Consider the following 12942-nt stretch of genomic DNA (forward strand, 5'->3'; position numbering starts at 1 on the left):
TAAAGACGTTTATTATAACCTCTGAGAAACCTGCTTTACCATCTGGTTTTTCCATTCAGTGAAGGTTCCTTCTTTGATCTTCTCACGTGCCTGACCTACCAGCCACAGATAAAACGTCAGGTTATGTACACTGGCAATCTGAGCTGCCAAGTATTCCTGACTGATCAATAAATGTCGTAGATAGGCCTTGCTGTGAAATGTACTTACATATCCTCCGAGTGTTTCATCAATGGGAGAAAAATCATCTTTCCACTTTTCATTCTTGATATTGATGACTCCTTGTGTGGTAAATAACAAACCGTGTCGGGCGTTTCGGGTTGGCATTACACAGTCAAACATATCTACTCCTAATGCAATGCTTTCCAGGATATTGGCAGGTGTACCCACTCCCATCAGGTAACGTGGTTTGTCCTTAGGTAGAATGTCACATACCAGTTCGGTCATTTCGTACATCATCTCGGCAGGCTCTCCTACAGACAATCCTCCAATGGCATTCCCTTCCCGTTCAAAGGAGGCAATTACCTCGGCAGACTGCTTTCGAAGGTCTTTGTATACACTACCCTGCACAATCGGAAATAATGTCTGTTGATAGCCATATAACCCTTCTGTACTATCAAAACGGTCACAACAGCGACGTAGCCAGCGATGAGTCATATCCAGACTCTTGCGGGCATAACCATATTCGCAAGGGTAGGGAGTACATTCGTCAAACGCCATAATGATGTCAGCCCCGATAATACGCTGGATATCCATTACATATTCCGGACTAAAGATATGTTTGGAGCCATCTATGTGACTACGGAAGGTAACGCCCTCTTCCTTGATCTTACGGGTATTGGCCAGGGAATAAACCTGATATCCTCCGCTGTCTGTCAGAATAGGATGATTCCAGCCATTAAACTTATGCAAACCTCCTGCTTTCTGAAGTACGTTTAATCCGGGACGTAAATACAAATGGTAGGTGTTGCCCAGAATAATCTGAGCCTTGATGTCGTTTTCCAGTTCCCGCTGGTGTACTGCCTTCACAGAACCTACAGTTCCTACAGGCATAAAGATAGGGGTTTGAATAATGCCATGATCAGTGGTAATCTCTCCTGCACGGGCATTGCTCTGGGAATCGGTTGCTTGTATGTCAAACTTCATGTAAAATCCTTAAAAAGAGTGCAAAAATAGCATCTTTTAGAGGCATATACAACTTTTAATCAATCCTATGCTTGCTATAAGCTGAGTTGTAACTATTCAAATTCATCAAATGAAAAATGATCCAGTCTTAACTTATTCTTTATGTAAACACCTCTTATTGCTTTATAGTAAAAAGCTCCGAGATAATGTCCATGTATTTTTTCTCTTTTCCTTATTTCAGTTGTATCAAATCTTGATACCAAGTCAATATCACTTTTAGAAAATATTGTTTTATCCAGAATTTCTACATTACCTAAAGAATATCGGTAGTTAATCATGCCTTTTTTATTCCAGATACTTCCTGTAATTTGAGCAGATTGAATATCGTAACCTTCTAAAATAAATAATGTATCCTGTTTCTGATTTAGGAACTCTGCCTGTTTTTGTCTTGAAACCTGTTTATGCGTATAAAAACTATTCTTTAAGAAAGCTGCTGGTATTATTTTCTGGTTATAAATTTTACACGAAAACTGTTTTATTGTTTTTTTAGTACATGATGTTACACAAACAAAAATCAGAACGAATACGAATGCATAATTGGTTTTTGATCTTTTCATTCTATATAAAAATTGACTCAGATAGTGTCATCATTTACATTAATAGTAGTAACTGGATTACTTGCTCCATGCTGATAAGGAAGATGCGGGAGAAATAATATTACTCCCGACATGCAGTTTTACAGAACTAAAAACTGACTCAGATAGTTGCGGCTTGTCAGAATGGCCTCTTTCACATCTTCATCTGAGCCTTCATAAGCTTTGTCTTCCACTTCGATACAGACGGGTCCCCGGTAGCGTACATCGGTCAGTGCTGCAAAGAATCCACGCCAGTTTACATCACCCAGACCGGGTAGTTTTGGTGAGTGGTATTCCAGTGGATTTGCCATAATACCTACCCGATTCAGTTTGTCACGATACAGTTTTGCGTCTTTCAGGTGAATGTGATGCAGACGATGTTTGTAATCATAAATAGGGCGGGTTTCATCCATCATCTGCCAGATCATATGAGATGGATCGTAGTTAAGGCCCAATGCCTCACTAGGAATGATTTCAAACATGCGATCCCATATAGCAGGAGTAGTAGCCAGATTTTTCCCTCCAGGCCATTCGTCATTGGTGAAAAACATCGGACAGTTTTCAATACCAATTTTGATATTGTTCTCCTCTGCAACCTTGATAATAGCAGGCCATACTTCAGCAAACGTTTTCAGATTATCTGCTATGCTCTTTTGAGGATCACGTCCGATAAACGTATTCACTACCGGAATGCCTAACTTGGCTGCTCCCCGGATTATCTGTTTGATGTGTTCTCTGTAAAACTCAGCTTTTGCTGTGTCTGCATCCAATGGATTGGGATAGTAGCCTAGTCCAGAGATAAATACACCTGATTCTTTGCATTTCTGCTGGATCTGTGAAATAGCAGTCGCATCCAGTGCATTGACATCAATATGAGATACACCTGCATACCGGCGGGTGTCAGAGTTGTCTCTCGGCCAGCACATAACTTCCACACAGGCAAACCGATTGGCGGCTGCAAAGTCTATAACTTCATTGAATGAGTTATCAGCAAGAATGGCGCTTACAAAACCTAACTTTAACATAGTGATAAGTGATTTGAAATGAGAATGGCTGAAACATTGAATAAAAGTTATTCAACGGTTCAGCCATCAAACTACATATAAACTAACTTAAATTTTAACCCAAGCCTGTTTTTTGTGACTTTCGATCATTTTATCACAAAGAACCAGTTCGCGTAATCCATCGGCAAATGTAGGGAATAATGGATTTTCAGGCTGTTTACCTTGTGCTACAGCCGCGTATACTTCTTTGAACAGTTGTTTCGAACAATCTGCAAAGCCTTCGTTGTGTCCACCTGGATAGGAGATAATCTGAGCGGCTTCTTTGTATACCAGAGAAGGGTCACGCATCAGAGACTGGTTGGCTGTTTCGCGTTTACCAATCCATAGTTCGTTTGGCTTTTCAGAACACCACTCCAGATTTTGTTTAGATCCGGAAATCTCTACATTCAGGCGGTTTTTGCGTCCTGCGGCTACCTGGCTTACTGTAATTACCCCTTTGTTGCCATTGTCAAAACGTAACAATACATTTGCATGGTCTTCCGTGTTGATGGCTACTTCCTGATAGTCTTCCGGAGTCAGCATTTTACCTGAATACGTTTCTACAGGTTTCAGCGGCTTCATACGAGTTTTGTGCACTGTAGAGAAGTCGGCCAGTACTTCGGTTACATGCAGTCCGGTTACATATTCAATCAAGTCCATCAGGTGAGAGCCGATATCTGCAATAGCACGGGATTCTCCAGACTTATCTGGTTCCAGACGCCAGTTGTAGTCTGTATTCAGAAACAGCCAGTCCTGAAGATACGAACCTGTGATAGAGAAAATATCGCCCAGATCTCCTTTTTCACGCATGGTCTTCATCTGACGCACCAGCGGATAATAGCGTACATTAAAGTGAAGCGCATTTACTACACCCTTCTCACGAGCTATCTGCACTAACTCTTCTGCTTCTTTGGTACTGGTTGCCAGAGGTTTTTCGCACACTACGTTTTTGCCAGCCAGCAAAGCAGCTTTAGACATCGGATAGTGAAGGAAGTTGGGCGTACAGATGTGTACACAATTGATGTCAGGATCATTTACTACTTCCTGAAAATCTCCATACGAACGAGGGATACCCAACTGATCTGCTTTGGTTTTGGCAAGTTCGGCATTGGCTTCTGCTAAGCCTACAACTTCAACATTCGGTAAGCGGCGAAGTGCCTCAATGTGGGCAGGACCAATAAAACCTGTACCAGCAACAGCAACTTTAATTTTTTCCATGAAAGAAAGTTAGGTTTTGGATGTTTAGGGTATAGAATAGATATAAATAAAAATTAACTGCTTTTTGTTTGGGTTGCCAGAATGTGAGCCATAGTTCGTTTGGAGCTATAATCAATTCCATCATGCCGTTTTTGCCATAGAAAGGGTTTGATTTCAATGGCAGTATTAATAGATTCACTCCAATGTACTTCAAAATTGTGCTTTCTAAGTTCTGTTACAATTAACTTTCCTACCTGTTGGCATTTATCATTATCACCCTGAAAGTCTCCATATCGTATGTAAAGTTTTTGGTTATCTCCAATTGCTAGTTCCACATCTTGTGTGTGGTAATAGCAGTATCCCTCTGCTTCTATACCTTTTTCCTCCAATTCGTCATATGTAGCAGAGGCTATGTATTCTCCATCTTGTCTTGTTACTCCAGCCATATGGAGCGAGATGATCAGGCGTGTGCTAAGTGTATCGAATACTGATACTAATTTATCAAACGTAGTAGTTTGCCAATCTTTTTCTTTTTCCAACTGTTTCTCATATCGCTTCTTGACTTCTCTTTTTAGCCATTCCTCTTTTATTTTCCCATCTTCTATCTCATCATAAAAATTTAAACAAATTTCCTCCCAATCTTCAAATGCATATTTTATATACTTTTCAATATGTTCAATTATCTCTTCTTTTAATTCTTTATCCATTTGTGTAGAGTAAAATATTCTATCCTACAAACCCAACTTATCCATTTTATCTTTTTCATATTCACTGTCTTCTGTCGGATAACGGAGAGTTGATTCGAACTTTCCGGATTCCTTTGCCAGAGCCCATATCAGGCTTTCTCCTGCCGGAATATTGGTAGGTTGTTTCTGGTAAATAGCATCTGCATAGGCTTTTTCTGCATCCATGACATCCCATCCCTTATCCTTAAAGTACTGAATCAGATCATCCAGAAACAGGGCAGCTGCCAGATTATGATGCAGTAGAATCGTATGATTAATATGACGGTTCGTTAACTGATAAGATAGCGACTCATAGTATTGAGCACGATCATAGAGGTGCTCGATATAAAATGTTTTGAAGGCTTCTACGTTGGCTTGTGTATTCTGTTTCAACCGTTCCCGTAGGCGACTATCCACATACCAGTCAGAAGCGTCAATGGTGACATAGCCGTTGCGATATCCCTTCTCCTTCATAAACAATCGGAATCCATTTACTTTTTCTGCTGTATTGCCTTCTTTCAGGTAGGGAAAACGAAATAAGGGAAGATAGTTTGAGTAGGTTTTTATGATGGAATCATTCATCATAAGTTCCCACTCAAAATTTTCCAGTGTTGTCTTGTTACTGTTAAAATTGGGATGTGTAAATGTGTGATTGGCAATCCGATGGCCTGCATCATTCCAGCTCTGGAGGACATACTTGCCTTTTTGGTCTATCTTATTGGCTCCGGACGAAAAGAGAATGGCTTTCAGATTGTGTTTCTGAAGGCTTTTAAGTAATAGTGCATTCCATACCTCAAGAGTGTATCCGGGCATATCAGCTGTATTGCCATCATCGAAGGTAAACGAAATGGTAGGTTTCTGAGCAGAAGAAATATCCGAACCAGCAGTGTGTGAAGGATTGGTTGCCTTACATGCAACCAGTAAAAGTAGCACTCCAATAATGACTTGTTTTTTCATCCTGTTGAATGATTCGGCTAGTCCACAATTAACTATTTTTTTTCGTTTAGTTTGTTTTAAATGAATGCCCTTGGATACGTTTACTATTACCGGTGGCCTGTTACCCTACAAAATCTTCACTTGTATCTTGAAACAGTCTTATTATTTATCAAAAGTAGTGTTTGAGGGCGGATTCACAAAGGTTACACTGGAAAAGTTTGCTATCAGATAGAGATAGGGTTACTCTGTAGAGGCACCCGTTTCTGTTAATTGAGAAAATAAAGGCCTTACTTCTTTCAGTCGTTTGATAAATAGGTTCTTGTAGTTTTGTAAGGTAGTGAGATCTGTATAAGTGGTCTTTCTATTCAGGAAAACAGACATTTCCGGAAGAAAATCTATGATATCCTCTTTGGTATATAATTCTTTATTTTCAAGAAGTCCCAAGGCTTGCCCTAACTGAAAGGCTATGGTTTTCCAGCAATCCTGAGGATCGTTTTTGTGAAATTCCGTCCATTGTGTTATGTCGAGGTTTTCCAATACAGGTAACTTCACATCCAGATCTCCTTGTAATGCCAGTTTTATATCTGAACGAATAGCAGTTCGTGTATAAAAAGAAAGAATGGTACGACAGGCGCGAAGCATTTTTAGTTGCCAGTTGCGTTCTACCGCACGTGTAATCAATAAGGGATAAAATTGTTGATGCAGGGAATAGGTATATAATACAGAATTATTCAGTTCATCAGGAGTACCTTTGTGAACAGCCGTAATGATTCCGTTTTCGAGAATAGCTATATTAGTGTTTATCTTCTTGACAGGCAGGTTTCTGGTATTGAAAAAAGTCTCAAGATATTGGGTCTGCTGATTACAGAAGTCCTGGTTTTCTTTAGTAGTTCCTAATCGATTGGTAAAAACAACCACATCATAGTCTACTGAACTGTGAGATCCAAAAATATAGAATGGATAGTCCATAACAGAAGGTATACAAAAATACGGGTAAATTTGACAATAATTAATGCAAAAATACCCACATTACAGAACCTCCTTTTTTATTTGTCCTCTTTCTGTCTCCAGTCAATGGTAAGGCCTACTGATGCAAAATCCAGCCAGGACGATATATAGACATTATCTCCACGGGTTCCACCCTGAATGACCCGATAACCAGCTTTGGCGGAAACAATAGGCGTAAAGCGATAGCCAATGCCAGCAAATACATCAAATGCTTGTCCTGCATTGGCATAACTTCCATCAGCCTCTGATAAAATCAAAAGTCTACGAGTAGGATTCCACCAGAGATCATAGTGCAGCAGTGGCACTATACCCCGATTATCATACGCCGTATTGGTTGTTGGATTTTGTAATCTGACGGATGCATTTCGTAAAAGGGCTGTTGCTCCCACTCCTAACTGAAACCGATTGGAATGTATAATCTCATAAGCATATGTAAAGCGGTAGGTATCAAACATGAACGTACCTTCTGTGTTTTTGCCCTGTTGATAAAGTTCTCCATTGTAGGATACGTTTTTGTCCAGCGTTCCATCCGATTTTACAGATAGCGGAGCCGCCAGAAGAGAGATTTTATGCCGTTTACCGAGGGTATAACCAAGCCGTACCCTATAAAACCATGCTTTTTGTAGTTGAAGATCTTTAGTGAGATCAATCTGAGTACCTGTCTTTCCGGGTGCCCTTACCTGATTGTAGGGACTAGAGAATACAATGCCTGTTTCAAGATCTGCAAAGAACTGACCATAACTGAACGACCAGATAGAAGGTAGTAGCAGAAGTAAAAAAAATAATACCTTGGCTTTCATGTGATTATGGGGTAAAAAGTTAAAAGTATCAAGGCAAAATGCATGCCTTGATACTAACATAAGCCTTAGTAGTGCAGAATATTTTGTAGAAATAGTAAAACGCTAATGCAGAAATAAAGATTAATGTCTAATACTATTAATTCAGGGCCAAACGGATGATTGAATCAGTATCTTTTCTCACTCCTTTAGTTGGCCTTAACCTGAAACGTATTGATAATAGGAGATAAGGTAGGATTACACTGGTAGGAAGACCAACTGCTATCTTTATAGATTTCTACAATACGATATCCTTTATAGGTTGTTCCCCAGTTTCCCCCAAAATGTCCGTCAAAGAAAAAGTGTTTGCCTCCATTTACTTTATGATCATCAATTTCATGGTCATGTCCATGAAAAACAGCTGCCAGGTTTGGCGTTTTTTCCAGAATTTCCTGTACAGGAACACAGTCAACACCGCTGTCTGTCCACTTTTTATTGGGAGGAATGTGCATGAATACAAAGATCCATTTTTTGGCTGCATGTTTCTGTAACGTTTTTTCCAGCCAAGCTGCATCTGCACAGAGATATTCTCCTTTTTCGTTTGAGGTATCAGCTAGTACAAACGCATAATCGCCTGCTACAAAGTCATGATTGGGTACATACCCCCAGGTTTGTTTCCAGGTGTCTTCACTTACTCTGTCATGATTGCCCCGTGTGACATAATAGGGTACCGGCAACTGATTAAAGGATGATTTTACTTTTGGAATAAATACAGGGTCATCATGAAACAGATCTCCATTGATAAAAATAAGATCCAGCCCCTTTTTCGCTTTTTCGCCTTTTAGCCACTTGTTCAGATTCGAAAAGTCTGCTTCATAGCTTGTATCCGGTTGGCCATAATGCCCATCCGAAGCTACTGCAAACCGGAATACAGGCTGATTATCTTTTTCCAATGAAAATCTAAAGGGCTTAGACCAGGAAATGGAAAGACCGAGAAAGGAAGTCTGAAGGAAGGTGCGACGTTTCATAAAGTATTGCTATGCACAAAGAGCAACAAAGGTAGAAAGCCAGGCAGAAAAAGACTATACTCTATTGGTTTTCTGGTAAAAAATAACATTTGCATAATGATTAGATACCAGATTGTAAAACTGAACTTTGGATTGAATCTCAAAAGTGTATGGATTATTTATAGGCGTTAAGATTATTTAGAGAAAATCTAAATAAAAATTGTATTTCACTGAGAGCTACTATACTTTTGCCTTCTTTAGAAATACTCTAAATAAAACACCATACATATGACCAAGTTTACCACCCGTTGTTTGATCGTGGTTTGTACTCTTTTAGCGTTTTCCTGCAAAAAAGATGATGAACCATCTACAGAATCTCTTGAAAAAGAAGTTGTTTCAAATTATGCTGCTATTGTGTATGCTTCCTATGAAGATAGCTACAACACAGCCGTAACTCTCCAGCAAAAGATCAATGCCTTTGTAGCTGCTCCTTCTGCCGCAGGTCTGGAAGAATGCAAAGCTGCATGGAAAGCTGCTCGTATTCCATATGGGCAAACAGAAGCTTACCGTTTTTACGGTGGTCCTATCGATGATGCAAACGGACCTGAAGGATTGATTAACTCTTGGCCTCTTGATGAAGCATATATTGATTATGTAAAGGATTCACCTGATGCTGGTTTGATCAATAACAGCAGTGTGGAAATTACAAAAGAAGTAATTGAAGCAAAGAATCAGACTGGCGGAGATACAGATGAGCAAAGCGAAGTAAATGTTGCGACTGGTTATCATGCGATTGAGTTTTTGCTATGGGGACAGGATTTTAATGCCAATGGCCCAGGTGACAGACCCTATACGGATTATGTAACAGGTGGTACTGCTAAAAATCAGGCGCGTCGTGGACAATACCTGAAAGTAATAGCTGAACTGCTGGTTGAAGATCTGGCGTATGTAAAAGATCTGTGGGCTGAAGATGGGGCTTATCGCAAAACATTTACGTCTCAGATGACTGTAAAAACGGCTCTGTCTGACGTTTTTACAGGTCTTAGCGAGCTAAGCAATGATGAACTTGCCGGAGAACGTATGCTGGTTGCTATTTCTGAAGAAGATCCAACCAAACGTCAGGAGCATGAGCATTCGTGTTTCAGTGATAATACGCACATTGATATTCAAATGAATTTCAAAGGAGTGAAAAATGTGTACTATGGTACCTATACACGGGTAGATGGTACAGTAGTGAAAGGCCGCAGTATTGCAGAAGTTCTTGCCAAACAGGATAAAGAACGTGCGTCAGCATTGGATGCTACTTTCACAGCTACAGAAACCAAAATACTCGCTATTCCAGCGCCTTTTGATCAGGCCATCATCAATAATGTAGATAAAATTCAAGCAGCAGCAGCCAGCTTAAAAACATTAAGTGAAGAATTACTGGATGGAGCATTTGCCTTAGGTATAAATTAATAATGGAATAATTGCATGAACAGTGACCCCCGTACACTCAGTGCGGGGGTTTTGTAGTAGAAACATAGAAGAATTCAAGGATCTTCTGCGTAATGTACTCAGAAAATTCCTTCCGGATACAATAGACAGTATCAAAAAATGCGAACCCCGTTTTGTATAAAAAGCTATCAGATCATTCTAGGGATGCTTGCTGGTAGTATGTTATGTGTGAGTGCGTGTAAATCGACTGAAACTGATATTCAGCGAGCTTCTGCAGAAGACAAGGAACAGTATTCAGGAGGTGATAATTTAACATCCAATGATTTATCTGATAATGCGTTTGGTAAGCAGGCAAATAACATCACCTTTGATGAAGGTGTATTATTTGTAGTGGGTAATTCCTTATTTCAATCCAACTGGGTGACAGCCCCTTCTTCTGTAACCTCTTTAGATGGCCTGGGGCCACTGATGAACCAGTCGTCCTGTGGTGGATGTCATTTCAAAGATGGCAGAGCAAAACCTCCTGCTACTGAAACAGCTACGTTAAATGGACTCTTATTTCGTCTGAGTATTCCTGGCACAGGCGTGCATGGTGAGCCTGTTCATGATCCGGTTTATGGTGAACAATTACAGGATAAAGCTATTTTAGGTGTAACACCTGAAAGTAGTGTCCGGGTTACTTATCAACCTGTCAGCGGACAATATGCAGATGGAACTACCTATACACTACAAAAGCCTGTATACGAATTGTATAATCCCAATTTTGGGAGTTTTCATGCAGGATTGATGGTTTCTCCCCGTATTGCACAGCAGATACCTGGTTTGGGTTTGCTGGAAGCAGTATCAGAGCAGACAATCCTTTCCTTTGCCGATGAAACAGATAAGAATAAGGATGGTATCTCCGGACGCCCTAATTATGTGTGGGATGTAGTCAATAACAAAACTTCCTTAGGTCGGTTTGGCTGGAAAGCCAATGTGGCAACTATTAAACAGCAAACTGCAGGAGCCTTACAGGGTGATATGGGTATTACGAGTTCTGTTTTTCCTGCTAGTGGACTAAGTGAATCACAGGATGAACTCTACAGTTCCCTTCCCAATGGAGGCTCACCTGAGATCTCTGATGAGCAGCTTAATAAAATTATCTTTTATGTACAGACTTTATCAGTACCTGTGCGTCGTGACTGGACAGATAAAGATATATTAAGAGGTAAGTATCTGTTTTCACAACTCAACTGTTCGGGATGCCATATCCCCAAAATGCAGACTGCCGGGACACATACAGTGTCTGTGCTGAATAACCAGACTATACGGCCTTATACTGATATGCTCCTGCATGATATGGGTGAGGGGCTGGCTGATAACCGCCCTGACTTTCTGGCTAATGGACAGGAATGGCGTACTCCTCCGCTGTGGGGCATTGGTATGGTGAAAACGGTAAATAAACATACCAACTTTCTGCATGATGGCAGAGCCTTTAGCCTGGAAGAAGCTATACTCTGGCATGGTGGTGAAGCAGAAAAGTCTGCTACTGACTTTAAAAAACTATCTGCTACAGACCGGGCCAGTCTGATTAAGTTTCTGGAAAGTTTATAAATCAACTATAGTATTGATCACTACTGCTTTTGATATGAAAATACATAAAATACTCCTGAATCTGATTGTTGTATTTGTTGGTGCAACAGGGTTTATTGCCTGTGATTCTGAAAAAAGTTCTTCCGACTCATTTGATCGTAAGACGATGTTGCAGGTCTATGCCGACAGCCTGATTGTACCTGCCTTTACCGATCTGCAAACCAAAACGAATGCATTGCAAACAGCTGCTACAACATTTGTAACTACACCAACCACCGATAATCTGACCACTTTGCAGCAGGCATGGGAAACTGCTTTTATTGCCTGGCAATATGCCAATGCCTATAACATAGGCCCTGCGGATGAAGAAGGTACACGTCGGAAATTGTCAGAGGAGATTGGCATTTTTCCTGTAAATACTTCCTCCATTGAAAGTAAAATATCAGCTGGAAATACAAGTATGACAGATGTAACACGGGATACACGTGGTTTTCTGACAGTGGAATACCTGATCTTTAATCTGCAAAATGACAATGCCTCTATTGTAACACAATACCAGAATTCTACTTCCAGAGGTAATTACCTGCAGGCAGTGATTACAAACCTGAAAAGCCAGATAGATGGAGTTGTTACAGCCTGGGCAGGTAATTATAAAACTACTTTTGTAACGAATGATGGAATTAAGGTTGGTAGCAGCATGTCTGCTCTGTACAATAACTTTGTACAAAGCTATGAAACCATTAAAAATGGAAAAGTGGGTTTGCCCTTAGGCAAAATGGTGGATAAGGCCTATCCTGAAAAGGTGGAAGCATATTACAGTGGCAAATCGCTGGAAATGATCAAACACCACTTGAAGGCTATGGAGAATATCTGGAAGGGAAGAACCAAAAACGGAACAGATATTATTGGCTTTAAAGAATATCTGGCTAGTGTGGATGGAGGTAACGCTTTGAATACAACAATTGAAAGTCAGCTTACAGCGATTAACAATGCGCTGACTGCCGTTCCTACGAATGCAACACTGGCATCCCAGATTAAAACAAACCCAGCTCCGATAGATACGTTGTATACTGAACTTCAGAAAAATGTAGCGCACATTAAATCTGAAATGGCTGTGTTATTAGGGATCTCTATTACATTCACCAGTGGCGATGGTGATTAATGACCTGTAAATCTTCTTCACAAAATATGATTCATCCCCAAACTTTGAGGAAAAAATTTGGATGAAATACATCAAGAATTAAATAAAGGTATTACAAACAGAGTAAAGATTCCTTTAATCGTGGTAGGTCGTACAGGTGCGTTGGCTTTCTTTCTGCCGCGAGGAAAGCCCATGGCTTTGTGCGGGGGGAGGTTCGGCAGAAAGTGCCCTTTTTTGCTTCGTTTTTTGGGCAAGCAAAAAATGAAGAAGCCTAGAGAAGAGGGATGATTAGGAAGTTGAGAAAAAATAAGGAAGAAAGACTTGCCGAAACAAAACTAGGACC

The 12942-nt window shown here is 40.3% G+C and carries 12 protein-coding genes; 3 read left to right on the forward strand and 9 right to left on the reverse strand.

From position 1 onward, the window contains the following. Positions 1 to 12: 12 nt before the first annotated feature. From tgt to QNI15_RS29010, 9 genes are all read right to left on the reverse strand, one after another. Positions 13 to 1143 carry a tRNA guanosine(34) transglycosylase Tgt gene (gene tgt / locus QNI15_RS28970; protein ID WP_314001953.1) on the reverse strand — a complete coding sequence of 377 codons (1131 nt, stop codon included), beginning with the start codon at positions 1141 to 1143 and terminating at the stop codon, positions 13 to 15. Between the two features lie 92 nt (positions 1144 to 1235). Further along, a complete protein-coding gene (locus QNI15_RS28975) occupies positions 1236 to 1739 on the reverse strand; it encodes a hypothetical protein (RefSeq protein ID WP_314035161.1) in 504 nt (167 codons plus the stop codon). Positions 1740 to 1858: 119 nt separating this feature from the next. Further along, a complete protein-coding gene (locus QNI15_RS28980) occupies positions 1859 to 2782 on the reverse strand; it encodes a sugar phosphate isomerase/epimerase family protein (protein ID WP_313983732.1) in 924 nt (307 codons plus the stop codon). A gap of 87 nt (positions 2783 to 2869) precedes the next feature. Continuing rightward, a complete protein-coding gene (locus tag QNI15_RS28985) occupies positions 2870 to 4018 on the reverse strand; it encodes a Gfo/Idh/MocA family protein (protein WP_313983735.1) in 1149 nt (382 codons plus the stop codon). A gap of 53 nt (positions 4019 to 4071) precedes the next feature. Further along, complete coding sequence (locus QNI15_RS28990) at positions 4072 to 4704, reverse strand: DUF6891 domain-containing protein (RefSeq protein ID WP_314035163.1); 633 nt, start codon at positions 4702 to 4704, stop codon at positions 4072 to 4074. Between the two features lie 24 nt (positions 4705 to 4728). After that, the gene (locus tag QNI15_RS28995; protein ID WP_314035164.1) at positions 4729 to 5679 is read right to left on the reverse strand and encodes a polysaccharide deacetylase family protein; all 951 of its coding nucleotides are present in this window, start codon (positions 5677 to 5679) and stop codon (positions 4729 to 4731) included. Positions 5680 to 5898: 219 nt separating this feature from the next. Beyond that, positions 5899 to 6627 carry a hypothetical protein gene (locus QNI15_RS29000; protein ID WP_314001963.1) on the reverse strand — a complete coding sequence of 243 codons (729 nt, stop codon included), beginning with the start codon at positions 6625 to 6627 and terminating at the stop codon, positions 5899 to 5901. 77 nt (positions 6628 to 6704) lie between these two features. Then, positions 6705 to 7466, reverse strand: a complete 762-nt coding sequence (locus tag QNI15_RS29005; protein WP_314001965.1) for a hypothetical protein — start codon at positions 7464 to 7466, stop codon at positions 6705 to 6707. A gap of 185 nt (positions 7467 to 7651) precedes the next feature. Further along, complete coding sequence (locus tag QNI15_RS29010; protein WP_314035166.1) at positions 7652 to 8470, reverse strand: metallophosphoesterase family protein; 819 nt, start codon at positions 8468 to 8470, stop codon at positions 7652 to 7654. Between the two features lie 267 nt (positions 8471 to 8737). Here QNI15_RS29010 and QNI15_RS29015 point away from each other — a divergent pair, with 267 nt between their 5' ends. The 3 genes from QNI15_RS29015 to QNI15_RS29025 all read left to right on the forward strand — a co-directional run bounded on the left by QNI15_RS29015 (position 8738) and on the right by QNI15_RS29025 (position 12620). Further along, positions 8738 to 9907, forward strand: coding sequence for an imelysin family protein (locus QNI15_RS29015; RefSeq protein ID WP_314001969.1), 1170 nt, complete (start codon positions 8738 to 8740; stop codon positions 9905 to 9907). 138 nt (positions 9908 to 10045) lie between these two features. Further along, a complete protein-coding gene (locus QNI15_RS29020; RefSeq protein ID WP_314035168.1) occupies positions 10046 to 11479 on the forward strand; it encodes a di-heme oxidoreductase family protein in 1434 nt (477 codons plus the stop codon). A 34-nt stretch (positions 11480 to 11513) separates the two neighbouring features. Beyond that, positions 11514 to 12620: an imelysin family protein gene (locus tag QNI15_RS29025; protein ID WP_314035169.1), complete on the forward strand. Its 1107-nt coding sequence runs from the start codon at positions 11514 to 11516 to the stop codon at positions 12618 to 12620. The last annotated feature ends 322 nt before the right edge of the window (positions 12621 to 12942 follow it).

The organism is Xanthocytophaga flava (genome assembly GCF_030068545.1).
In the GTDB taxonomy this organism is placed as follows: Bacteria; Bacteroidota; Bacteroidia; order Cytophagales; family 172606-1; genus Xanthocytophaga; species Xanthocytophaga flava.